Annotated in this window: 17 protein-coding genes; 8 read left to right on the top strand and 9 right to left on the bottom strand. The window is 64.6% G+C overall.

Features of this window, described 5'->3' with window-relative positions:
* Positions 1-205: 205 nt before the first annotated feature.
* Positions 206-1054 (bottom strand): tetratricopeptide repeat protein, encoded by an 849-nt coding sequence (locus H6718_33205; protein ID MCB9590316.1) that lies wholly within the window; start codon positions 1052-1054, stop codon positions 206-208.
* Positions 1051-1983, bottom strand: coding sequence for an SUMF1/EgtB/PvdO family nonheme iron enzyme (locus tag H6718_33200; GenBank protein MCB9590315.1), 933 nt, complete (start codon positions 1981-1983; stop codon positions 1051-1053). Before H6718_33200 ends, H6718_33205 begins: the two co-directional genes overlap by 4 nt.
* 227 nt (positions 1984-2210) lie before the next feature.
* Between H6718_33200 and H6718_33195 the strand changes: the two genes are divergently transcribed.
* Together H6718_33195 and H6718_33190 are read left to right on the top strand one after the other, a co-directional pair.
* Positions 2211-3836, top strand: coding sequence for a hypothetical protein (locus H6718_33195; GenBank protein MCB9590314.1), 1626 nt, complete (start codon positions 2211-2213; stop codon positions 3834-3836).
* Between the two features lie 1155 nt (positions 3837-4991).
* Positions 4992-5555: a hypothetical protein gene (locus tag H6718_33190; GenBank protein ID MCB9590313.1), complete on the top strand. Its 564-nt coding sequence runs from the start codon at positions 4992-4994 to the stop codon at positions 5553-5555.
* Positions 5556-5647: 92 nt separating this feature from the next.
* Here the strand turns inward: H6718_33190 and H6718_33185 are convergent, their stop codons facing one another.
* Entirely contained in the window at positions 5648-6811 is a 1164-nt protein-coding gene (locus H6718_33185; GenBank protein MCB9590312.1) for an SGNH/GDSL hydrolase family protein, read from the bottom strand.
* A 700-nt stretch (positions 6812-7511) separates the two neighbouring features.
* On the opposite strand from H6718_33185, the gene H6718_33180 reads away from it, so the two are divergent.
* The 4 genes from H6718_33180 to H6718_33165 all read left to right on the top strand — a co-directional run bounded on the left by H6718_33180 (position 7512) and on the right by H6718_33165 (position 14648).
* Positions 7512-9959, top strand: coding sequence for a DNA topoisomerase IV subunit A (locus tag H6718_33180; GenBank protein MCB9590311.1), 2448 nt, complete (start codon positions 7512-7514; stop codon positions 9957-9959).
* Between the two features lie 43 nt (positions 9960-10002).
* A complete protein-coding gene (locus tag H6718_33175) occupies positions 10003-11901 on the top strand; it encodes a type IIA DNA topoisomerase subunit B (GenBank protein MCB9590310.1) in 1899 nt (632 codons plus the stop codon).
* A 258-nt stretch (positions 11902-12159) separates the two neighbouring features.
* Positions 12160-13146: a Rieske (2Fe-2S) protein gene (locus H6718_33170; protein ID MCB9590309.1), complete on the top strand. Its 987-nt coding sequence runs from the start codon at positions 12160-12162 to the stop codon at positions 13144-13146.
* Between the two features lie 299 nt (positions 13147-13445).
* Positions 13446-14648, top strand: a complete 1203-nt coding sequence (locus H6718_33165; GenBank protein ID MCB9590308.1) for a metallophosphoesterase — start codon at positions 13446-13448, stop codon at positions 14646-14648.
* A gap of 84 nt (positions 14649-14732) precedes the next feature.
* Here H6718_33165 and H6718_33160 read toward each other — a convergent pair whose 3' ends face one another.
* From H6718_33160 to H6718_33140, 5 genes are all read right to left on the bottom strand, one after another.
* Positions 14733-15827, bottom strand: coding sequence for a hypothetical protein (locus H6718_33160; protein ID MCB9590307.1), 1095 nt, complete (start codon positions 15825-15827; stop codon positions 14733-14735).
* A gap of 80 nt (positions 15828-15907) precedes the next feature.
* A complete protein-coding gene (locus tag H6718_33155) occupies positions 15908-17128 on the bottom strand; it encodes a hypothetical protein (GenBank protein ID MCB9590306.1) in 1221 nt (406 codons plus the stop codon).
* Positions 17129-17334: 206 nt separating this feature from the next.
* A complete protein-coding gene (locus tag H6718_33150) occupies positions 17335-19176 on the bottom strand; it encodes a DEAD/DEAH box helicase (protein MCB9590305.1) in 1842 nt (613 codons plus the stop codon).
* A gap of 302 nt (positions 19177-19478) precedes the next feature.
* Positions 19479-20243: a hypothetical protein gene (locus H6718_33145; GenBank protein MCB9590304.1), complete on the bottom strand. Its 765-nt coding sequence runs from the start codon at positions 20241-20243 to the stop codon at positions 19479-19481.
* Positions 20244-20332: 89 nt separating this feature from the next.
* The gene (locus H6718_33140) at positions 20333-21121 is read right to left on the bottom strand and encodes a hypothetical protein (protein ID MCB9590303.1); all 789 of its coding nucleotides are present in this window, start codon (positions 21119-21121) and stop codon (positions 20333-20335) included.
* A 100-nt stretch (positions 21122-21221) separates the two neighbouring features.
* Here H6718_33140 and H6718_33135 point away from each other — a divergent pair, with 100 nt between their 5' ends.
* Complete coding sequence (locus H6718_33135) at positions 21222-21665, top strand: hypothetical protein (protein ID MCB9590302.1); 444 nt, start codon at positions 21222-21224, stop codon at positions 21663-21665.
* 148 nt (positions 21666-21813) lie between these two features.
* Positions 21814-22956, top strand: coding sequence for a hypothetical protein (locus H6718_33130; GenBank protein MCB9590301.1), 1143 nt, complete (start codon positions 21814-21816; stop codon positions 22954-22956).
* 18 nt (positions 22957-22974) lie between these two features.
* Here H6718_33130 and H6718_33125 read toward each other — a convergent pair whose 3' ends face one another.
* Positions 22975-23943 carry an SGNH/GDSL hydrolase family protein gene (locus tag H6718_33125; GenBank protein MCB9590300.1) on the bottom strand — a complete coding sequence of 323 codons (969 nt, stop codon included), beginning with the start codon at positions 23941-23943 and terminating at the stop codon, positions 22975-22977.
* Positions 23944-24044 lie beyond the last annotated feature (101 nt).

The raw sequence follows: 24044 nt of genomic DNA, 5'->3' as shown, positions 1-24044 counted from the left end.
CTGCCCCGCGCCTCCCGCTTCTCGAACGGAGTACACGATTGCTACAAAGATTCGCTGCTAGTGTCCTGTCTCCGTAGTTCGCTGCAAAACTCGCCCGCCCCCTCAGAGTGTGGGCGCTCGAGTTTTACGCCTTCGCGCTACTTTTGAGACGAGGAAACGCTGCGTTGATTTGTTCGGCGAATCACAGATTCGCCTCACTAGGACACTAATTCAGATCGCGGGTGTTGAGCTTGCCCAGGCGATTGAGCACGCGACGAACAGCCTCGCCGTCGTCCGCATTGGGCCAACGCTCGAGGTACTCGTTGAGGTCCGCGCGAGCCGCTTCCGGCGCGCCCAGCTCGGCGTTCAAGATCCCGCGATCTCGCAAGGCCTCCTTGGAAGCTGGGATCAACGCAACCAAGCGATCGAGCACGACCAACAGCCGCGGAAGCTCTCCACGCTTCAAGTAGATGCTGCGCAGGTTCGTGAGCATGCGGGCCAGAATCAAACGCAGCGGACTTGGGTCGAGCAAGCCTTGCTGGAGGACCTTCCGCGGCCATCCCACTTGGTCGAGCCTGGCTTCCAAGTCGCGCTGGTCGAGCACGCGCCCGCCAGCGAACGGATCGAGGATCAGGTGCTCGGCTTCGCCATCGAGACGCACGAGGAAATGTCCCGGAAACCCGATGCCGCTCGCGCGAAACCCCGCGCGTTGTGCGACCTCGACGTAGACCAGTGACAGACTGATGGGGATCCCGACGCGGCGCTCGAGGACCTGATCGATGAACGAGTTATCCGGATCGTAGTAGTCCGCCTTGTTGCCGCTCAAGCCGTAGCGCTCGCTGAGCTCGAGGGCCAGCGCCTCCGCTTGATCGCTCAGGCGCTCGAGCGAGAGCGCTTCGAGCGGTGACGACAGCGCGTCTAGCTTCGCCTCGACCCCAGCAAAATCAAGCGAGGGACGTGCGTCGCGGGCGATCAACAGCGCGCCTGTGAGCAGATCCAGATCTTCATCCTCGCGCGCAGCGAACTCCGTGAAGTCTAAGTTGCCGCGAGGCAACGCTGTAGGTTCCCGAGTCAAAGTTGAGGCTCCTGACAGCAGCGAAAGCCTATTTCGTAGAAGCGGAACCCGTCACCGTGGGTGATGATGTCGTTCTGGCAGGTGCGAGTGTCGGCCCAGTAGCGTCCCTTCAAGTTGCCGTGAAATTGGCTTTGTCCGCCGTCGCGGCGGCGCGTCCACTCTTCGACGCTACCAGTGAGGTCACGCACGCCGCCCACTCCAACGCAGGCCGCGTAGCTGCCGGCGGGCTCCGCCTGATAGAGTTCACGCACGTGATCTGCTGCGGCCTTGGCGCTGGCGGAGAGCTGGCTCACTCCGCTGAAAAGCGCGTCGAGTGTGTCGTATCCCGAGCCATCGAATGTATATGGCCAGCCGCTCAGCAGCGTCTGGTTGTACACCTTCCAGGTCTTCGCGTCGTTACACACCCCGGGCTGCTGCACATCTCCGTACGGATACTTGTAGCCCTCAGGCCCACCGCAGGTAAACGCCCACTCGTCGTCGAAGCACAGGCGTTTCTCGTGCCGAGCGCACCATGCCTCTGCCTCGTCGAAGTTGAGCATCACCAGGGGTAGCTCGCCCTCGACGTTGGGCGCCTCGTAGCGGTCCATACACACGGGCGCTGGCAAGCTCGGATCGTCGATCAGCAGCATGTCGTCGGGGCATGGCGCTTGCGCCGTATCTGGGGGCGCATCGGTGCCGGCATCGACTGCGCCCGCGCCACCCGATGCTCCCATACCGCTCGAACCAGCTGCGCCGCTGGAACCGCCGCTTCCGCTCGCGCCACCAACGCCTCCAGCTCCTCCGTTCGAGGCGACGCCAGCGCTCCCGCCGGACAGCTCCAGCCCGTTGTGGGCGGTGTCCCCCTCGCTACAGGCAACGCTCAGGCACGCCGAACTCAACGCGATGCCCGTCACGCCAACATGCCGAATGACCCTGGGAACTCTCCCCACGTCAGGAAGCCTTGAATGGCTGCGACAGAGGGGCAACCATCTCGAGACAGGCACAGCGTTTTCCCGCCGACTAGCGCGCGTCAGCGTGGTCGTATCGCTGCCGCGCCTTCGCAACTCGCCGGCGCTGCGCTTTTTCCGCCGATTAACCCGCCAGAGGTTCCGCACAGTTCTAGCCCGCCGCTTCGCGCCCCTGGCCGACACCTCGCGGCCGGACTAGCAAATCTTTCATGCGGTTACGTCTGCTTTTGGGTGGTCTTGGGATGGGTGTGTTGCTCGCGACAGCCGGTTGCAGTGACGAGGACACGAAACAGGATCCGAAGCGCGGCAAAGGTGCCGGCGCCACCGGAGGAACGGGTGGTAGCGGAGCATCTGCCGGCAACGGGGGCACCGGAGCGATGGCCGGCAACGGTGGCGTCGGCGGTTCCGGGGGGATCAGCGGCGCCGGAGGCACCACCACGGGTGGCGCGAGCGGCTCCAGCGGCTCGAGTTCTGGCGGCGGCGCGGGCACGACGTCCGGCGGTGCCGGAGGAGCCACTGGAGGCAGCGCGGGGACCACCGGAGGCAGCGCGGGGACCACCGGAGGCAGCGCGGGGACCACCGGAGGCAGCGGTGGTGCTTGCCCGGCTGGCTTTGGGGACTGCGATAGCAACCCCCTCGACTGCGAGACGGATCTCAGCTTGGTGACCAGCTGTGGCGCGTGCAACAAGACCTGCAACGGCGCCAACGGCAGCGTGGAGTGTCAGTCCGGCACCTGTGTGATCACCGGATGTGACACGAACTACGGGGACTGCGACGGTGACGACAGCAACGGCTGCGAGCAGAACCTGGTGAGCAATGACCAGCATTGCGGCGTCTGTGGGCGTGACTGCGCTGCCGCTGGGTCCACCTGCAGCACCAACATGTGTGCGCCGGTGACCGTCCAGAGCGCGCTCCCCATCAGCACCGACAACTCAAACGGCGCGACCTGGGCCTTTGGCAACGGCGCGCTCTACCAAGTTGGCTACTACAGCTACACCGTGCGCAAGGTGCCTCTCGACGGCTCAGCCTTCAGCAACATCTGGAGCGCCGCAACGAACCACGCGGGGCGCCGCAGCCTGGTCGTGAACTCCAACGAGGTGATCTGGACCCAGCGCGGCACCCCGAGTGTCGTACTCAAGAAGGCCCACACCGCCGCTCAGTCAGATCTGCCGCAGATCGTCTTCACCCCTCAATATCAGCCCTACTTCCTCCAACAGAAGGGCAACGCCTACTACTGGTTCAGCGGGGACTACCAGGCTGGCGATCCGGGCGGCTGGATCTACACGCGGAGCGTGACCGCGCCTTCGAGCGATCCCGGCACGCGCATCATGAGCGTGGACCAAGGCACCCACAACGCCGTCTTTGCCTTCGTGGTGAGCGACAACGCGCTGTACTGGTACACCACACAGTCCACGCCGGGAGAAATCCGCACGACACCGCTCGCAGGCGGCACGCCCACCGTCGTCCCGACGGGCATCATCGCCTCCGGCTACGCCAACGACCGCGTGCGGCTGTTTCCGGTCGGCAACGACTTGTACTACCAGCGCGCCGAAGGCACCTCGTTCGCCAACGGGATCTACCGCTGGACACCTGGGGACACGGGAACTGGCACGCAGATCGTCACTCGCGACAATGTCTCCGACTTCGTCGTGGACGGAACCTCGGTGTACTTCATCGTGTTGAACGCGAACGCGGTCTACAAGGCTCCACTCACAGGCGCGGCGCCGGTGCAGATCGCCAATACGGGCGGCGTGCGGATCCTGCATCAGGACGCCGACTCGATCTACTTGCAGAAGGGCAGCGGCACGACCGACATCGTGCGCGTGTTGAAGTAGCTTCAAGGCGGTGGCCCGCGGCCGATCAGGGCCACCAACGGACAGGCGCGCTGCTCCCCGAGTTCACAGGCTCGTTGGAGCAGCGTCCTGGCGCGGTCACGCAATCCTCCTGGGTTTGCCGCCAGGCCCCCTCCAGAACGTGCTAAGGAAGCCGAAAGAACCTGCGCTTCGCAGTTAGGTTGGGGCTTTTGGTGATCACGTTCCGAGAAACCATTCGCTGCACTTCCCAACTGGATGCTGAGAGGGCGGCGGAGGAACTGCGTGGAGTTTGGTCGAACTCACCTCACTCCATCACGGTGCAAAACCCGTCCAGGATCACCTTCACACTCTCGATACGGGACGCAATGCGGCATGGCTCGGCGGCGTTTGGTGGCAAGCACGGGTCATCGCCAGGCGTTTGGCTCCCTTGTCCAACAGCGTGCCCTCGAACTGACCGAGGGCGTCGGTGCCCGCCGCTTACCGCGATTGCCCCCAGCTCATGCGGAGTAGATCCGCGCGGTCCTATTTTTCGGGGGAGAGGAACGCCGAATTGCACCCGAGCTACCTCCCGTGGTCTGGCGTCCCCCCGGATCGACGGCGGAGAAACGTGCTAAGAATGGCACTCAAGCTCTGAGTCTTCGCTTGGGTTTCCGATGCTGGTACGCGCGACACACAGGTCGAAGCAGCCCCACAGCGCTGCGGAGCTCGCTTGGCGGCTCCGGCAGCACTTCGGAGCGGAGATGACAGTCACGCTATGCGACGAGCAGTGGCTGACCTTCTCCAGGGAGTTTGAAAGCTCCAACGGAGAGCTGACCGCCGGAGAAATGGGCACGGTGGAGCTGGACCAGGAGCACATCACGGTCAGGTTGGAGGCGAGCATGACCCCGTTCGTGTTCCACATTCCTGTGCCTGACGGTCGGCGTGCTCTATCTGTGTGGAGACCCCAAAGCGGCGCCTTGGCTGTGTGCAGGGTACGTCGTTTACAACGCAGCCACCCCCGGATTGACCTTGTTGAGAGCACATCGCCTCGCGTGGTTGCTAAGCCGAACGGAGCCCCAGTCGCTCGACGGCGACCCGTGAACGCTAGCAACCTGCCGACTCAACGCTTGAACTGCTCGCGCGAAAAGCAAGCGGCGCCCTGCCGCGCAAGGTGTCACGCTGAGCCTGCTCTGCGTCATGAACCGTCTCTTCTGGCTCCTCGTCCTGCTCGCACTGGTTGGCGTCGTTGACCTCGTCGCGTTGCGCGAACCGCCGGATGAAGACTACGTCGAGCCTTTGAGCGCGGAGCCGGAGCAACACAAGCTCCAGCCCGTTTCCGTGCGGGGCCACCGCGGATTCGTAGTGCCGGAGGGCACCTCTGGCGGGCGACGTCAGTGGGGTGCGTCTCAAGAGCTACTGGAGCGCTTCGAGCAGCGGCTCAGTGAGTTGGACATCCCGAGCTTGGACGGCTACCTGCGGCACTACGAGGGTGGTTCCCACGTGATGTTCGTGCAGCTGATATGTCAGGAACTTCAGGAGTGGGAGGTCGCTCGCTGGAACGAGGAAATGTGGTGGGGAGGATCCGACCGGGGCCCCTGCATGGTGCACGCGCACTACGACATCAAGAGCGATGAGATCTTGCACGTCAGTCAAGCAGGGCCCGGTGGTCGCACCCTTTACGACTCGCAGTTTCACCGCCCTGGTGGCGGCGCGTCCCTGCAACCGCCGTTTTGGGACGGCAGCCCAGACTCCCATCCGTGAGGAAAGAGCGACCCGGCCGTCGTCTTGGGTGATGACTCGCTTGCAGAGAAGGCGGCGCGCCGCTGGCTGCGGCTGCGCCGACTCTCAGCGACCTACTCCTGGATCACATCCATGAAGAAGCCGGCGAGCGCCGTATGGCCGGCGGGCGTCGGGTGGATGCAGGAGATGTCGAACCACTGCTCGGTGTTGGCACCGCGGTAGCACTGGAGGTCCATGCGATCCCTGCGGTAACCGTGGCCGCAGAACTGCTCCATCATGAAGACCATGTCGGCGCCTGTGTCGACGGCGATCTTCGCGTAGCCCTCGTTCATGCCCACGAGCACCTGGGCACCGTTGAGCCACGTGCCACTCAAGCCGGCGAAGCCTGCAGCGGGGCATGAACTCAAATCGGCGCTAGTGTCCGTGTACTCGTAGATGTTCGCAAACACGACGTCGTTCCCCATCGGGAAATTCGTCGAGTCCTTGAGGTACTCGATGGCGCTCCGCATCTCGTCGACGTAGCCCGCCGCCTCGGCCTGCGACGTCGCGAGGTCCGGCTTGTCCCGGGCGATGGCGGCGATGTCGTTTCCGCCGGAGATCACCAGCGTCAGCGTCTTCACGTTGCGCGTGTTGGCGTCGCCGAAGCAGTTGGGGATCTGCGACTTCATCAGGTCGTCATTACGCGCACCGTTGACCGCGCACGACTTGGTCTCCACCCCGGGGAACAGCGTCTTGAGCTGAGAGTCCAGCTGGGTACGCACGAACTGACTCGAGGGAGTCGGCGGCGTGCCGTTCATGATCGAGTCGCCGAGGTACACGATGCGCTGGATGCCTTGAATGTCCTGGTGATTCGTACCGTGGCAGTGACTCCCGGTGCTGATACCAAGCACGTCGTAGTCCCAGACGATGAGCCCGTCTTGAATGTCCGCGAAGCACTCGTTGCTGGTCACGGCGCCGCTGCCACCGTTGCCGCCGTTCGCACCGCTACCTGCCGCGCCGCCGTTTGCTCCAGCACCCGCCGAGCCTCCTTGACCACCCACGCCGCCACTGCCGCCATCGGTTCCGCCGTTGCCAGCGCTGCCGCCGTCGGTTCCACCGTTGCCGCCGTTCGCGGCACTGCCGCCGGAGCCGCCGTCAGCACCGGAGCCGCCGTTTGCGTTGGTGCCCGTGTCACTCCCGGAGTCCGAACCGCAGGCAGTGACCAGCAGCGCTGCGCAACCCAGCGCCGCCATGCCTGCTCCGATGTTTCCGAGACCCAAGCTTTGCTTCCGTGCCATGGCAACCTCCCCGCGCCTCCCGGGCGCAAGATTCAATGCGGCCCCCGCAGCGGGCGCCTCCCCAAGTGGCGACAGCGTAACGCCAGAGACACCGCTGAAACAATCGGGAGCACAACTGTTTGGTTTGGGTTTCAACCATCTGGAAAATATCTTCGGTGGAAGTTTCAACACGCAAAAAGCCGTGGCGCGCTGCGCCTAGCTGGCACCGTCGGCACAGCGCGCCGTCAGCAGACAGCAAGCACCTGGGCAGCTCGGTTGGGCTAGCGGCTCGCGCACACCCGCTGCCCCGCCACGGCATTGCCGCGCTGAGTCATCTCGAGTCCCGCCCCGGCGAACGCGTTTCCTTGCGGCAAGCAAGCGTGCGGCGCCACTCAGGGCCGTGACCCTCCCCCCCAAACCCTCGGAGAGACGGCCTCGGCCCTGAAACGCCGCAGGCGACACGCCCCGCCGCGATTGCTGCGTCGCGTTAGCTCAAACCGCCCGTTCAAGCTGCCCAACCGGGTGGCTCGAACGCGCATAAACCTTGATAATTACTAATCTTTCTCCAACGCCCCCAGGCCACTCGCCCAGTGCGCCGGAGCATTGCAGCTTATTTGCCCTCTGAAGCCAAACCCGCTACCGAGGCACCTTCAATAAGTCGCCATCAGGCGCCGTAGCTTCCGCGTAGCCCGCCGGGCGCGCTCCACAACAGGTAAGCGAATTGGCCACCAGCCGTAAGACCACGAGCAAGACGAAGTCCTCACCCACCGCAAAGAAGAGCGCCTCCAAGGGCTCTTCAGGCGGAGGAGGCAAAGGCAAAGGCAAAGCGAAAACGGAGGAGACACCCCCTCCCCCGCCGGTGCCGCTGCACGAGATCGCCCAGACTCGCTACCTCAACTACGCCCTCAGCGTCATCACGAGCCGCGCGCTGCCTGATGTGCGCGACGGGCTGAAGCCAGTTCAGCGACGCATCCTCTACACCATGTGGGAGCAGCGCCTGCTCCCCACGGCAAAGCACCGTAAGTGCGCCAAGGTGGTCGGCGACGTGATGGGTAACTATCACCCTCACGGCGACTCCGCGATTTACGACGCGCTGGTGCGCATCGCCCAGCCCTTCAGCCTGCGAGTGCCGCTGGTCGAGGGCTCAGGCAACTTCGGTAGCCTTGACGGCGACCCCGCCGCCGCCATGCGCTACACGGAGTGTCGTCTGGCAACTCCGGCGACGGAGCTACTGACCGAGCTCAGCCAAGACACGGTGCACTTCCGCCCGAACTACGACGGCACCAAGGAAGAGCCCGTCGTTCTGCCGGCGAAGCTACCGAACCTGTTGATCAACGGCTCGACGGGCATCGCCGTTGGCATGGCGACGAACATCCCGCCCCACAACCCGGAAGAGATCTGCGCCGCCGCGGTGCGCCTGCTCGATGCGCTGCTCGAGGGCAAGGAGCTCAGCAGCCGCGAGCTTTGCCGCACGGTAAAAGGACCAGATTTCCCGACGGGCGGGCAAATCGTCTCGACCACCGAAGAGATCAAGCAGGTCTACGAGACGGGCCAAGGCGCGATCAAGCTGCGCGGCACCTGGAGGCCAGGCGGCACCAGCAAGAACTCCAAGACCATCATCATCGACAGCATCCCCTTCGCGGTGAACAAGAGCACCTTGGTGGAGCGCATCGCCGAGGTGGTGACCAGCCGCAAGATGCCGCTCATCCTGGATGTGCGGGACATCTCCGGTGAAGACGTCGCCATCGAGCTCGAGCTGAAGAGCGACGCCGAAGAGGCGAAGGTGCTGGCGTACCTCTACAAGAACACGCCGCTGCAGCAGAACTTCAACGTCAACCTGACGTGCCTCGTCCCGACGGAGAACCCGGAGGTCGGCCGCCCCGAGCGCCTCGACCTGCAGAGCATCCTCTGGCACTTCTTGCAGTTCCGCCTGGAAGTGGTGACGCGACGCTTGCAGCACGAGCTCGGTCAACTCGAGCGCCGCATGCACATCCTCGAAGGCTTCGTCAAAGTCTTCGACGCGCTCACCGAGATCATCACCATCATCCGCAAGAGCGACGGCAAGGCCGACGCGGCGAAGAAGATCATCCAGCGTTTCCGCCTGGATGAGGAGCAGACGGACGCGATCCTCGAGCTTCGCCTCTACCGTTTGGCGCGCCTCGAGATCCTGATCATCCAGGACGAGCTCAAGGCGAAGAAGAAGCGCGCCTCCGAGATCAAGAAGCTCCTGAGCGGCCCCGAGGGTCGCTGGGCGGTGGTGAAGGATGAGCTGATCGACGTCGGCAAGAGCCTTGGCAGCGACGGCCGCCGCCGCACGCTGATCGAGGCCGTAGAAGACGAGCCGGAGTTCTCCGCAGAAGATCTGATCGTCGCGGAAGACTCCCAGGTGCTGCTCACGAGCGACGGCTGGGTGAAGCGTCAGCGCGAGATCAAGGACATCAGCAAGGTGCGCCTGCGCGAAGGCGATCAGATCTTGAGCTGGATCGCCGGTTCGACCCGCGCGACGGTGTGCTTCTTCTCGAACTTCGGCACCGCGTACACCTGCCGCATCATCGATATCCCGGCGACGACGGGCTACGGTGAGCCCATCCAGAAGCTGTTCAAGCTAAAGGACGGCGAGGCGATCGTCAGCGCCATGAGCTTCGACCCGCGCCTGATTGGCGAGCTCGAAGGCAGCGAAGAGCACTACCCGGAGACCTTCGGGGTCGCCGCGTCCACGGACGGCTACGGCCTGTGCTTCGGTCTCGCGCCGTTTGCCGAGCCGAGCACCCGCTCCGGGCGCCGCTACGCCAAGCCCGCCAAGGGCCACCGCATGCTCAACGTCGCGACCGTGAACGGCACCGAGACGCTGATCGCCGCCTCCAAGGGCCGCCGGGCGCTGCTCTGCGCCGTGACCGAGGTGAACTACCTGTCCGGCGCTGGCAAGGGCGTGATGCTGATGAAGCTCGGCAAGGACGACGAGCTGATCGGGTTCCTCGCGGCAAAGAACGACGCGGACACGCTGACGCTCAAGACCAGCCTCGGCGGCGAACAGCGGGTGAACCTCAATCGCTACGAGCTGACCGGGCGCGGCGGAAAGGGCCGCGAGGTGATCAAGCGCGGCCAGCTGATCGGCGTGGTGCGTGAGGTGCCGGCAGCCCCCCCGGAGTTTGCCCCAGCCGAGGCGTGAGCCCCGAAGCTGAGAGACCAGCGCTAAGGAAACAGGACGAGAGATGAGCTACAGCGCAAAAGACATCACGGTACTCGAAGGCCTCGACCCGGTACGCAAGCGCCCCGGCATGTACATTGGCGGAGTCGGTTCCGCGGGGCTTCATCACCTGGTGTGGGAAATCGTCGACAACTCCGTCGACGAGGCGATGAACGGCCACGCCACCGAGATCCACGTCACCCTGCACAAGGACGGCAAGAGCGTCACGGTCAGCGACAACGGCCGCGGCATGCCCGTCGACGTGCACCCCAAGTTCAAGAAGCCTGCGGTGGAGATCATCTTCTCCACGCTGCACGCTGGCGGAAAGTTCGAGGGGCAGAACTACAAGACCTCAGGCGGCCTCCATGGCGTCGGCGCGAGCGTCGTCAACGCGCTCTCCTCCGAGCTAGTCGCGAAGGTGAAGCGCGACGGCGCCGAATACGAGATGCGCTTCGCCCAGGGCGTCACCCAGGGCAAGCTGAAGAAGCTTGGCAAAGCGCGGGGCACCGGCACCACGGTTTATTTCCACCCGGATCCGCGCATCTTCCCCCGCATCGACTTCAACCCGGACACCATCCGCGAGCGCCTGGAGGTCGCGAGCTACCTGCACAAGGGGCTCAAGGTCACCTTCGTCGACGAGAAGGCCGGCACGAACCAGACCTTCAAGCACGACGAAGGCATCGCCGACTACCTGAAGAAGATCACGAAGGCCCGCGGCGACCGGCCGATCCACGACGCTTTCACGCTGTTCAAGGAGAACGGCGCGCGCGTCGAGATGGTCTTCCAGTGGACCGAAGCGACGGACGAACGCATCCTGTCCTACGTCAACGGCATCCCGACGGGCTCCGGCGGCACCCACGAAAACGGCATGCGCGCCGGCATCACCAAGGCCGTCAAGAACTTCATCGAGACCCACAAGCTGACTCCGCGCGGAGTCAACATCACCGGCGACGACATCCGCGAAGGCGTGGTTGGGATCCTCAGTGTGTTCATCGAGGAGCCCCAGTTCCAGGGCCAGACCAAGGATCGCCTGAACAACCCCGAGGTGCAGAGCAGCGTCGACGGCGCCGTGCGCCCCACCCTCGAGGGCTGGCTCAACAGCAACCGCAGCATCGCGGACCAGATCGTCTACCGCATCGTGCAAGCGTCGCGTGCTCGCGAGGCTTCACGCGCGGCGTCCGCAGCGGTCAGCCGCAAGACGGCCACCAGCGGCAAGCTCACGCTGCCAGGCAAGCTCAGCGACTGCATCGCGAAGAACCGCACCGGCACCGAGCTGTTCATCGTCGAGGGTGACTCCGCAGGCGGTTCCGCGAAGCAAGGCCGCGACCGTCAGCTGCAAGCCATCCTCCCGCTGCGCGGCAAGGTGCTGAACACTGAAGCCACGAGCCTCGCCAAGGTGCTGGAGAACAAGGAGCTCAGCGACCTGGTCACCGCCATGGGCTGCGGCGTCGGGCAGACCTTCGACCCCAGCAAGCTGCGCTACGACCGCATCATCCTGCTCGCCGATGCAGACAGCGACGGCCACCACATCACGACGCTGCTGCTCACCTTCTTCTATCGTCACCTGCGGCAGCTGATCGAAAACGGCAAGGTGTTCGTCGCCGTGCCTCCGCTTTACCGCATGGATATTGGCAAGGAGACCTACTGGGCCGCCGACGAGGACGACAAGAAGCGCATCCTCGAGCAATACAAGAAGGGCAACGCCAAGGTCGAGATCACCCGCTTCAAGGGCCTCGGCGAAATGATGCCCAACACCCTCTGGGAGACGACCCTGAACCCCGCCACGCGGCGCTTGCTCCAGATCAACATCGCCGATGCTCTGGAGACCGACCGCATCGTGAGCGACCTGATGGGCAAGGACCCCGGCGCCCGCTTCCACTTCATCATGGACCGCGCCGAGGAAGCCGAAGACCTCGACGTCTGACTCCGGACAGCCGTCACCCGCAGCTCCCCGGGTTGACCTGCGCCTCACCGTTTCAAGCCCATCACCTGGGTTTGGGGGTGAGGCGCGCTGGTTTCCGGCGTGTCCAACTGCACGCTGCGGGCGCAGATCCGCAGTGTTTGCGCACTCCTACGAGGCACGCGCTGCCTCGTGTCGTTACGTGACTGCGGTCAGCGGGCAATACGCAGCGTATTGAAAAAGCCCGTGGTGAAAAATAGAACATGTTCTATTCTTGGCCCCATGAGTCGCTACTACACCGCGCCAATTCCCAACGGCTGGTTCATGGTTGCCTACGCTGACGAGATCGCGCCGGGTGAAGTGAAGCCGCTCCGCTACTTCGGCAAGGACTTGGTCCTTTTCCGTACGGAAGGTGGGCAGCTCACGGTGCTGGACGCGCACTGCCCCCACCTCGGCGCCCACCTGGGCTACGGCGGCAAGGTGGTCGGCGACAACATCGAGTGCCCCTTCCACGCCTGGAAGTTCGACCCAAGCGGCAAGTGCGCGGAGGTTCCGTACGCCAAGCGCGTCCCGCCCAAGGCGAACCTCGCCTGCTGGCCAGTGCATGAAGTCGCCGGGATGATCATGGTGTGGCACCACGCTGGCGGTCTGCCGCCCCAGTGGGAGCTGCCCGAGGTGCCGGAGTACGGCGACGAAGAGTGGACCAGTCAGGAGCGCCGCTACTGGAAGATCAAGACGCGCAATCAAGAGATGGCCGAGAACGCCGTCGACTCCGCGCACTTCCACTACGTGCACGGCGCGAAGAACATGCCCCAGAGCCAGGCGGAGTTCAAAGACCACACCATGCGCGTCTTCTCAGATACGGGCATGGAGACGCCGCGCGGAAAGGTCGACGGCTCCGTCGAGAGCATGTCTCACGGCTTTGGCTTTGCCACCGTGCGCTTCAAGGGCATCGTCGAGACGCTGCTGATCAACTCGGTCACCCCCATCGACTCCGAATACGTCGACGTCTTTTTCGCCTTCCAGGTGAAAAAGATTGGCGGCGCGGACGTGACGAAGGGCGTCGGCAAGGCGTTCATCGCCGAAATCGAGCGCCAGCTTGGCCAAGACATCCCGATTTGGGAGAACAAGATCCAGTGGGAGAGGCCCATGCTGTGCGACGGCGACGGCCCCATCGCCCAGTATCGCCGCTGGTGTCAGCAGTTCTACACCGTTCCGGAAGAGCCGCCGGGTCGGCAGCTCGACGTCGTACAAAACGCTCCGAACTGAACGCTCCCTTCAGAGACGTTTCCCCACGGTTGGAATTGTTTACTTGTTCGCGCCTACCGGGCGCGAATTTTTCGCCCGTTCGCGGCCCTCCGAGCGCCCGAACTCCAAGCCCCTGCGCGCCGCAGCGCAGGGGCTTGTTTGCGTTCGAGGTTCGCGCTGAGTGTCAGGTGCAACGCCCGCGTCGCTCAGGTACCGCGCCAACCACGAACCGCGGCGTGGGCGACGAAGCCGGGGACTTTGACTCACGTCCCCTGCTCGAGGTCGACAGAAGGCCAAACCACCGTTAGGCTTCCTGCCCGATGACGCGTTCTTGGCTTTTGGTGGGTTTGGTCGGCGCACTGAGCGCTGGCTGTGGTTCTTCAGGCTCGGCTGAGACCTCCGGTAGCGGAGCGACGGGCGGCAGCGACACCGGCGGCAGCGGCGCTGAAGGCGGAGCCAGCGGCAGCGGCGCTCAAGGCGGCAGCGGAGCTGGCGGCAGTGGTGCTCAAGGCGGCAGCGACACTGGCGGCAGCGGAGCACAGGGTGGCAGCGCAACCGGCGGCAGCGGAGCACAGGGTGGCAGCGGCGCCGACGGGGGCACCGCGGGAGTCGCTTCCGGTGGCTCAGCGGGCAGCGCTGGCTCGGCAGGCACTGCTGGAACCGGCGGCGGCCCGAGCACGGTGCGCTTCGTCGCCATGGGAGATGCCGGCGAAGGCAACGCGACTCAGTACAAGGTAGCCGACGCCATCAAGGCGGAGTGTGACAGCCGCGGCGGTTGCGAGTTCGCGCTCTACCTCGGCGACAACTTCTACGATGTCGGCGTCAGCAGCGACATGGACACGCAGTTCCAGACCAAGTTCGAGATGCCCTACGCGAACTTGAGCTTCCCCTTCTACATTACCTTGGGGAACCACGACTACGGCTCAGGGGGCGCGGGCCTCGAGCTCAACAAGGCGAGCTATTACATCTCGTACGGAAACGCCTCCGCCAAGTGGTACTACCCGGATCGGTACTACGTCGTGCAGCACCCAGGGGTCGACTTCTTCGCCCTGGACAGCAACGTGATCTTCTTGAACGGCGACTCGAATCAGCGCTCGTGGTTCGGCAACGCCGTCCAGCAGAGCCTGGCGGAGTGGAAGATCGCCTTCGGGCATCACCCCTACATCTCCAACGGCAAGCACGGCAATGCCGGCACCTACGAGGGGATCCCGCTGATTCCGGTCATCAGCGGCGGCAACGTGAAGGACTTCATGGAGGACACGGTCTGCGGCAAGATCGATGTCTACATCTGCGGTCACGACCACAACATGCAGTGGCTGCAGCCGAAGTGCGGGACGGAGTTCATCGTCTCGGGCTCCGGCGCGAAGACCACGGGCCTCGAGGGGCGTGGCACTCCCACCTTCTTCGAGACGGACGCGAAGGGTGGCTTCTTGCTCGTGGAAATCACTGGCAAGAGCTTCTCCGGTTGGTTCTACGACGAGGACGGCAACGAGCTCTTCACCCGTACGGTGACGAAGCCCTGAAGAGGCTGCCCTCTCCCCCCCAAAAAAACGAACGGCCAGAGACCTGAAGTCCCTGGCCGTTTCTGTTTGGAGCGCCGCGCGAACTCAGTTCGCGTCGGGCTGGGTGTCGACGAACTCCGCGATGTGTGCGGTGTAGTCGTTGCCAGCGATGGCCGTCGTGCCGCTCTCGCCAGCCTTCTCGCCGATGATGAAGGTGATGTCCTTGGGGATCCCAGCGTCTTCGTAGGCGTCGATGTCGGAGCCCGCATTGCCGTAGGCCGCGGTCACCGTCCAGCCGAAGTTGTTCTTGATGCGGTTCACCCAGGTGCCCTTGTAGGTGCGGGCCGAGTCGCCGAACACCAGCTGGTTTGCGGTGATCACCGGACCCTCGGGGAAGCCGTGCTCCACCATCCACGCGCGCGTCTCCGCGCGGAAGAAGTGCGGGCGAGCGGTGAGGTAGACCACCTGGTAGCCCTTCTGGGCCCAGTGGTTCATCATGACCGACGCGGACTTATTCTCCTGCGGGTCGTAGCTGCCGTCGGCGATCTGCTTGGAGAGCTCCTCATCACTGGAGGTCAGGGTGCCGTCGATGTCTGTCACGACGACCTTGGTGCCCTTGTCCAGCAAGTAGGTGTAGTGCACGGCGCAGCTGCCATCGCCCTCGAGGATGGCGTAGCTCACGCGCGGCGGCTGGCCGCCAGCGAAGTCGTTGAGCGAGAAGGAGTACTTACCGTCGGTGTCGGTCTTCTGGCGACCGAGGCTCTTCCAAGAGCTGCCGTCTTCGACCCAGAAGCTCACGTACTCCTCGCTGAAGCCCGTGAAGCTCAGCCCGGAGGCGTTGACGGAGCGCGCCTTCGTGCCCTCGAAGATGTACGGAGCCGTCAGCGGTGAGTCTTCGACTGGGATCGTCGTGTATGCGTAGCTTTCACCCGGATTGCCGAGGATGTCTGACGCGGCGTCCTTGTTGCGCTCGAGGCCCTCGGTGTCGGCGGAGTCCGCGCTCTCGAAGCTGCTGCTCTCCGTTGTGAAGGGGAGCGTACCGGGATTGGGGCACTGCAGGGCGCCGCTGTTTCCTGTGCCGCCGCTGCCGTTGCCGCCGCTGCCATTGCCGCCTTCATCGGTGCCGCCTCCACGGCACGCGGGTACCGCGGCCATCAACGCCACCAACGCCAACGCTCGCTTCGAAGTATTCAAACGCATGATGCTCTCCAATCGTGGGCTAGCCACATTCAAGTAAGCAGCGCTGGCGCACCGAGCGACCGCGCGCTGATCCATCTGACTCAGAACCAACCGAACTGCATGAACACGAAGACCTCATCACCAATCAGCGGGTTCCCGTCGGAGTCCGTCTTGGGTCCTTCGAGCAAGTCCGTCAGGCGATAGGCGATCTGAAGCTTCGCGCGGTGCTCCTCGATGTACACGTTCGCACCGAACTCGAGGGTGCGGCGCTCGGTGTTGTCGACCACCGCATCCTGCCCGGCGGGAAAGCCATCCTCGCTCTGGTTCACGTCGGAGATCTCCATGCGCACCACCGGCTCGAGCTGCGGACGCATGAATGGCAACGGGAGGACGTATCCCGCTTGAACCGCGATCCCCTGGCGCTTGACGGCCTTCCCCCCATCGCGCCCGTCACGCTTGGCTCCGATGTATTCGGCGCGTGCCGTTGCCCCGTGGAAAACCGCGCGGAAGTCTGCACCATAGCGGGTCTCCGCAAGGCCGACGTCGTCAATGCCGAAGCCCTTTCCGAGCTCCGGGGTGTAACCGATCGACCCGCCCGCCGTGAGCTGGAGCTCGCTATCCCATAGGTCGGACTCACTCTTCAGCGGCTCGTGCAGGCTGACCTCCAGCCGCCCGCTGTAGGTAAATTTATCGTCGATGTTACGACGCGCGCGAAAGCCACCTTCGCCGTTTGCGATCATCGCACCCCAGCCGATCCACACCGGGTCGACGTCTACTTCGCCTCGCAGGCGCGCCCCTTGGTCGCGCCCAAACGCCAGCTCGCGGACGCGAGCGGCCAGGGGAAATTGCAGCTGGGCCTCTGACTGCATCTGGGCCAAGCCGAACGGCTGCTTCATCTGCCCGACGTCGAGCATCACCAGCTTGCTGTTCAACCCGAGCGTGCCGTAGACGTCCTTCGGGTCGAAGTTGCCTGTCGCGACGTCGAAGCCGAACTCCATGCCCATGAAGAAGTGCTCGTTCAGCTCCTGCTTCCCCTTGGCGGTGAGGCGGGCGTTCGCGAACTCAAAGCCGTCGTGGGAGTCGTCCTCGTTGAACGGCGTGTCGACCTGGGACACGAACCCTGGCTGGATGTAGCCCCCAAGCGTCAGCGAGAGGTTCGCGATCTTGACCTGAGCACCGCCATCCTCCGAGTCTTTGCCCTGCGGCAACGGCTCGACCGGCGGTGGTTCGACCGCAGGCGGGCGCTCGAGCGTCTGCGCGAGAGCGGGAGTGGAGAGTAAGGCTAACGAAGAAGCAGCAAGCAGCGGCCAATGGATTTTCACGTCACTCCGAGCCGCTGGACGGGGATCCGCAAGGCCCGTGGGCCCGCAGTTGAAGCGTCGTTCGAGTCGCCAGCAGCGGCGCGAACATGAGCACATCTGTGGGCGTTTGGGTGCGTCGCCTCGCAAAAAGCTACGGGCACGTTACCAAGCCGTCACAATCTCTAGACGGCCCGGAAACGTGCCCGGATGCGTGAGCAGCGGTCAGCTCAGTGGTGACGGGTGCCGGTGCGCTTGCGCGACTTGAACGGCTTGGGGTCCAGGCCATCACGAGGCCCAGGAGCACGGCGCTTACCGAAGGCCGGGGGCCCATTGCGCCGCTCTGGCGCGCTCGGGAGAGTGCCCTTGAAGCGGTCGATCCGCAGTCCCGGCTCACGCGCGTCGGGCTTCCGCGCGGCAACTTCAAAGGCCTGAGCGACGTCGCTCGCGACCTCGAAGACGCTCATGCGCGCTTCGACGCGCACCGCGCCGATCGACTGACCACGAATGCCGCCGCGACGACACACGTGGGCGATCAGGCGCGCTGGGTTCGCGCCACCGCGCTCCCCCCAGTTGATGAAGAACGGCACATAGCTCTGGGCGCGCGGCGTGCGATCGCGCTCCACGAAGCCGCCGGCTTTCGCCTCGGCTTTGCCGAGAGGAAAAGGCTCACGCGGCAGCACCGGCTCGGCGAGCTTGATCAGCGTCGCAACCAGCTCGGCGGGGTCGCGGTCCGAGAGCAGCCCACGGGCGTACTCCAGCTCGGCCTCGTTGTACCTCTCCCCCTCCAGAACCTCGGCCTGCAACAGCTCGAACATGCGCGTCCGAGTCTGCTTGGTGATCGCCTTCTGCACCTTGTCGGGGCCGGGGCCCGGACGCCAGTTGCAGTTGACCCCTGCGACCTGCAGCAGGCGACGGATGCGACGCTCGGCAGTCGTGGGGACGATCAGGATGCTTTGGCCCTTGCGCCCGGCGCGCCCGGTACGGCCACTGCGGTGCGTGTAGACATCGGGATCGTTGGAGAGCCCCATGTGAATCACGCGCGCGATGTCGGGGACGTCGATGCCGCGAGCGGCCACGTCCGTGCAGATCAGCGTGCTGATGACGCCGGCCTTGAAGGCGTTGAGGGTGCGCGTGCGCTGGGCCTGCGCCAGATCGCCGCTCAAGTGCAGCGACGCGAAGCCGTCTCCAGCGAGCATCTCAGCGAGCTCCTGGGCGTCCACCCGGCGCTCGACGAAGATCAACGTGCGCTCGCCCTGGCTCATCAAGAGCAGGTTGACGAGGCAGTTGTAGCTCTCGCCCCGACGCACCAAGTGGGCGATGTGCTCGATGTCTTGGTTCGCCTGACCGAGCTCGGTGCCCGCGACGTGCAGCGGGTTCTTCTGAAAGCGATCGGCGAGTGACTTCACCGCAGGCGGGAAGGTCGCGGAAACGAGGTGGCTGCGACGCTCTTCGGGCATCGCGCCGACGATGGCGTCGAGGTCGTCCTTGAAGCCCATGTCGAGCATCTGATCGGCCTCATCGAGCACCACGTGGCGCACGCTGTCGGCGTTGAGTACGCCGGTCGTGAGGTGATCGTTGAGGCGACCGGGGGTGCCAACCAGGATGCGTGGCTTCCGCGCGAGGGGCTTCTTGTCTTTCCAGACTTCGGTGCCGCCAGTGACACAAGCGACGTCCACACCGCGCACGCCACTGAAGAGCCAGCTGAGCTCTTCGGCGACCTGATTCGCGAGCTCGCGAGTCGGCGTGATCACCAACGCCTCGGGTCCGCTGCGACCGGGAGCCGGCTCGAGCAGTTCCTTCGCCAGCACCATGCCGAGCGCTACGGTCTTGCCGGAGCCCGTCTGGGAGGAGATGCGCAGGTTGCGGCCGGGAGAATCCGCATCGAGCACCGCGCGCTGGACCTCCGTGAGAGAGGAATAGCCGCGCTCCTCGAAGGCCGCACGCAGCGGCTCCGGAACGCCGTCCAGGGGATCACGCACGGGCACGCCGCTCAGAGGAGAAGACACGGGTGCGTCGTCATCGAAGCCCTCGACGTCGTCGAAGGTCGTTTCGGGAAGAGATTGGGACATGTAGAGGTACGCCGTTCCTGCGCTTTTCGCGCTTCACACGAGCCTGCGGAGCCTAGCCGCGTGTGGCTCACACGAGCGTGAGCGACGAAAAACCAAGAGGAGCGGCGATGCTCTGTGCGCCTCGAAAGCGCTCAGGCCAGTCGGGACGCGAGGCACGCCTTACGGCGCCGCGTCCCTTGGGGGAGCGGAGTACTACTCGCAAAGCACCCGGTCAGCAAACCGAAGCTTGCAAAAAGTCACTTTGCGGTCGGATCAGCCCGGCTGGGCCGCCCGTCGCCCAGCGGGCGCCTCACCTCGCGGAATCAGTACAAATCGCAGACGTTTGGGTTGCCGAGCGGAGTCGTTGCGCAGGTGCCTTCCACACACTGCGTGGTCGCACAAGGGCGGTCGAAACAGCTCTCACCGGGCAGAGCTGCCTTGACGCAAGTCCCATTTTGACAGCCGTAGTCCGCGCCACACGGCGTGAAGTCGTCGCAGCTGGCTCCCTCGCCACGACCTGTCACGCAGGTTCCGTAGCCACTGGTACCCCCTTCACAGAACAACCCCGCCTCGCACTTGTTCACCGTGTCGACGCAGGAGTCGCCCTCGGCGATTCGATCACATGGATCGAGGCAAACTCCGTCGAAGCACTCGAGTCCCCGATCGCACTCGTTGTCCGTGCAGCTGCCACCCCTCGGGATATCTCCGTGATAAATCTGACAGACGCCGCAGTGGGTGTAGTCCCACAGCTCGTCCACGCACACGTTTCCAGCGAAACTGTTGACGCGCTTCGCTGCACACTCAGCGTCGAACGTCAGACCCTCGTTGCGCGAGGCGTCCTGCGAGTCTGCTACCGAGGTCGTGAACAGCGCCTCACACTCCGCCTGGTCGGCGAAGTCGTACACGGGGCTCGGGGGACAGTCGCACTTGTAGAATCCTCCGCACACTCCCTTGGCATACAGCTCAGCGTACTGTTCCTCAGACACGCTGATGACACCACCTCCGCCACCCCCGTCCGAGCTGCTGCAGGCGGCAACGATGAAAGTGGAGGTGATGGCTACCGCGAGCAGGGACGGAATCGACTTCATCCGAGCCCAATACTTCAGGAGACACCGCGAGTCGACTGGCTTCGAGCGACCGCGCGGTCTATTCGTTGCGACCACTGGCGACGCGACCTTCAGTGCGGCACCTCAGTCAGCGGATAGCGGATGATCAGCCGCCCCGCTTCTTCAGGGAAACGCAGGCTCTTGAAGGTGGCGTCCATGCAGCGGTCGAAGTAGCCGGCCCCACCTTCGAAGCTCGTCTTCTCGACGTGGCCATCCGGCGCGATCACGAACTCGATCACCGCGACCTGGATCGTCTCCTGGCGGCTGTGCGCGCCTTGGTAGCAACGCCGAAAACGCGCCTGCGCCTGACGCATCACGCGCCTGTACACCGCCAGACGGCCATCGGTCTGGCGAACCGTGGGGATCCGAGCGGTGCTCCCTGGTGGCTTTGCCGAGGGCTCAACGGGCTCGTCCTCCAAGGGGAGCGCGGCTTCCGAGGGCGACCCGACTTCCGACGTGGGCTCGACTTCGCCGTCATCGTCCCCGCGCACCTCACCCGGATCTCGATCCGTTTGGCTGGGTTTGGGCACTGGCGAAGGCCTGGGACGAGGCGCGTCACGCAGGCGCACTGCTGTCTCCCGCAAGCGCTCGACCCGGGAGGCGTTGCACGCCGTGTCCCCGGCAGCTAGCGCCGCCTCCATGTGGTCTGCGATCTCCTCGAACGCGGCTGCGTCGCCGGCATCCGCGCGCGTCGCCAGTTTTCGCCATGCATCCGTACGGAAAACGATCTGGGTCCAAGCCGCGGCATCCGAGCGGGAACAGGCGAGCTCGGTATCTGCAGCCAGATCGGGCGGCTTTTTTGGGGGAGAGGCGCACCCAACCGCGCCGAGCAGCACCACCAAGCCGCCGAAACACCTCATCCCTTGGAGTATAGCCCGTTCTCGAATCTGCGAGTCGCCTTCTCACAATTGCGAACGAACCGGGTACCTAAGGCGCGTTAGCTTGCGCCAAGGAGGTCTTGTGTTCCGAACTACCCATGCCAGCACTTCAGATACAGTACTTCGAGCGTTCACCGTTACCTTTGCGCTGCTGCTGAGCAGCGGGCTCGTCGGCTGCAAGAAGCGGGATCCCTGCCGAGGAACGCCCCGCGCCGAGAACTGGACGGGACACGCTGACTTGTTGCCACCCGACGCGATCCTCTGCGCCAACGGGATCCGCAAGGACGTGGACGAGGGATCTCGGCGTTACGACGCGGCGAACGTTTACGTTCCAGGAACCAAGGCTGAGGCCTACCTCAAGATCACCAAGCACCTGGAGGGCGAGGGCTGGCGGGAAACGTTTCGCAACGACCTGTACTCTGGCTATGACAGCAGTACCGGTGAGAAACTTTCCGTGCAGATTTTCAAAGACACGGACTACAGCCGCGCGCAGTTCGAGTACAGCCTCCCGAAGTCCAAGCCCTGAGGCCGGGGAACCACAGAAACCCGAGCGAATCCCAACGAGTGTAGAAGAACGCGGCGATACGCCACGGCCAACAATCGCACGCCGCGCGATTAACCCCGCCCCGCTCTTCAGCCTCGGCGCCTAGCATTCCCGTATGGGAGTTCAGGGGATGACGAAGCGGACGGCTTCTAGGAGCGGCCTGCTAGGTTCGCTGGTCTTGAGTAGCCTCTTGGTGCTCACGGGTTGCGGCGACGACGGCGACGGAGGCTCCAGCGGTGGAACCGGGGCAACCGCAGGCACCGGTGGGGCTAGCGGGGGAAGCGCAGGGTCGACGAACGGCGGAAACGCAGGGTCGACGAGCGGCGGAAGCGCTGGTTCGACGAGCGGCGGAAGCTCGAGCGGCGGTGGCAGCTCGAGCAGCGGTGGCAGCTCGGGGGCCGGAGCGACGGGCGGCAGCGGCGGCAACGCGGGAGCTGCCGCGGGCGGCAGCGCGGGTGCGTCGAGTGGCGGTTCGGGTGGTGCAACTGCTGGAGCCGGCGGAAGCGCTGGGGCGGCAGGTAGCGCCGGAAGCGGAGGCACCGCCGGCGCAGCAGGAGCCAACAACGCAGGCCCCTCCTCGGATCGTCACGTGAAGCGCCCCAAGGGCACGAAGTACGCGGGTAATGGCTACTGGGAGTACCTCCCCCCCAACTACGCCACGCAGGCGAAGCACCCGCTCATGGTCTTCTGGCATGGCGTCGGAGAGAACGGCGACGGCGGAGCTACCGATCTGGACAAGGTGATCAGGAACGGCCCGCCGAAGCTGATCGACAAGGATCAGTGGCCGAACTCGCGCCCGTTCATCGTGCTCTCCGCGCAACACACGGGCAACGGCAACTGCCCCAGTGCAAATGAGATCCACGACTTCATCACGTTCGCGATCGGCGCCTACAAGGTCGATACCAAGCGCGTGTATTTGACTGGGCTCAGCTGTGGAGCGATCGGCAGCTGGAACTACTTCGGGAACTACATCGATCAGCAAATCGCTGCGATCGTCGTGATCGCGGGCGACGGGCGGAACGCCTGGAACAAAGCAGGCTGCGACCTAGGCAAGGTACCGATCTGGGCTTTCCACGGGGATATGGACCCAACGGTCAAGCCTGTCGGCTCAATCGAGCCGATGACGAACCTCCAGGCGTGCACCTCCCCTGCTCCGGTGGACGCCAAGCTGACGATCTATCCCGGTGTCAAGCACGACTCCTGGACCCGCACCTACGACCTGAGCGCGGGTCACGACATCTATAGTTGGATGCTCGGCTACACCCATCCTTGAGGTGACGAACCCGACGCTCTACGGCGCCACCACACCCGGCAGATCGGCGGACTGCACGACTTGAAACAGCAGCTGATGCCCCTGCTGATTCGGGTGCACTCCGTCGGTCAGCTGATACTGCGTGTTCGCGGTGCCGTCGCTATTCGTGAGCGGCGTCCAGAAGTCCAAGGCTCGCGAACCGAAGTCACTCAGCACCGCCAAGCTAAGCGACCGCGAGAGGGCGATCGTCTCCATGGTGGTGGTCTGCAAGTTGCGCGGCTGGGACGTCGAGATCCAGATCGGGATGTTCGCAGCCTGTGCGGCGTTTGCGATGGTGTGAAGGTTGTCGACGATTTCCTTCGCGCTGTAACCGCCGACCTCCAGGTTTCCACCGGACGGATAGTTGGCGATGATGGCGTCGGGACTCTCGGCCAGAGCACGCGTGATGTTTCTCTGCGGATCCACCGGGGGCCGATTCGCGGTGTTGGGCGTCCCCGTGGGCAGCGCATCGTAGGTGGACGCTCCCGCCAGGGCGAAGCTCACGACCTGGGAGCCTGGCCGCGCTGCAGTCAAGGCATCGGTGTAGAGCGCCACCCAGCCTTTGTAGCTCGGGTCCCCTCCATAAGCGGTCTGATCGAGGTTCTTGGCTGCCGCCGTCGAAGACCCAAGCACCACAATCTTCAGCGGTGCACCGGTCCCGCCAGCGCTACCTCCGCTGCCCGCCCCCGAGGCGCCCCCTTGAGCTCCGGCGCCGCCTGAGTTTCCGGCGCCGCCTGAGTTTCCGGCGCCACCTGCCGCTGCACCGCCGGTCGTTGCGCCTCCCGCTGCTGCGCCCCCCGACGCAGTGCCACCGGTCGCCGCGCCGCCTGAAGCAGCGCCACCCGAAGCAGCTCCGCCAGACGCTCCGCCACCGCCGCCGGACGCCCCCGAGCCGCCGCTTCCCTCACCGTCACTGGAACACCCCAGCAGCGCGAGCGCACCAAGCCACACCCAAGTTTTCAAAGCCATCGCCTGATGTTAGGGAGCAACCCCCACCGCGGCAACGATTTCCCATGAGGGATTGTCCCGGCAGCCAGAAATCATGAGCGATCGTCAGATCGTCCCCAACG

Source organism: Polyangiaceae bacterium, assembly GCA_020633205.1.
In the GTDB taxonomy this organism is placed as follows: domain Bacteria; phylum Myxococcota_A; class Polyangia; order Polyangiales; family Polyangiaceae; genus JAHBVY01.
The sequence above is the reverse complement of the archived record's forward strand: the minus strand, read 5'-3'. Positions and strand labels throughout refer to the sequence as shown.

Excerpts from the sequence above, each read along its gene's own strand:
- H6718_33195 (MCB9590314.1), top strand. The coding sequence starts at position 2,211 with ATGCGGTTACGTCTGCTTTTGGGTGGTCTTGGGATGGGTGTGTTGCTC.
- H6718_33190 (MCB9590313.1), top strand. The coding sequence starts at position 4,992 with ATGAACCGTCTCTTCTGGCTCCTCGTCCTGCTCGCACTGGTTGGCGTC.
- H6718_33185 (MCB9590312.1), bottom strand. The coding sequence starts at position 6,811 with ATGGCACGGAAGCAAAGCTTGGGTCTCGGAAACATCGGAGCAGGCATG.
- H6718_33175 (MCB9590310.1), top strand. The coding sequence starts at position 10,003 with ATGAGCTACAGCGCAAAAGACATCACGGTACTCGAAGGCCTCGACCCG.
- H6718_33170 (MCB9590309.1), top strand. The coding sequence starts at position 12,160 with ATGAGTCGCTACTACACCGCGCCAATTCCCAACGGCTGGTTCATGGTT.
- H6718_33165 (MCB9590308.1), top strand. The coding sequence starts at position 13,446 with ATGACGCGTTCTTGGCTTTTGGTGGGTTTGGTCGGCGCACTGAGCGCT.
- H6718_33160 (MCB9590307.1), bottom strand. The coding sequence starts at position 15,827 with ATGCGTTTGAATACTTCGAAGCGAGCGTTGGCGTTGGTGGCGTTGATG.
- H6718_33150 (MCB9590305.1), bottom strand. The coding sequence starts at position 19,176 with ATGTCCCAATCTCTTCCCGAAACGACCTTCGACGACGTCGAGGGCTTC.
- H6718_33145 (MCB9590304.1), bottom strand. The coding sequence starts at position 20,243 with ATGAAGTCGATTCCGTCCCTGCTCGCGGTAGCCATCACCTCCACTTTC.
- H6718_33140 (MCB9590303.1), bottom strand. The coding sequence starts at position 21,121 with ATGAGGTGTTTCGGCGGCTTGGTGGTGCTGCTCGGCGCGGTTGGGTGC.
- H6718_33130 (MCB9590301.1), top strand. The coding sequence starts at position 21,814 with ATGACGAAGCGGACGGCTTCTAGGAGCGGCCTGCTAGGTTCGCTGGTC.
- H6718_33125 (MCB9590300.1), bottom strand. The coding sequence starts at position 23,943 with ATGGCTTTGAAAACTTGGGTGTGGCTTGGTGCGCTCGCGCTGCTGGGG.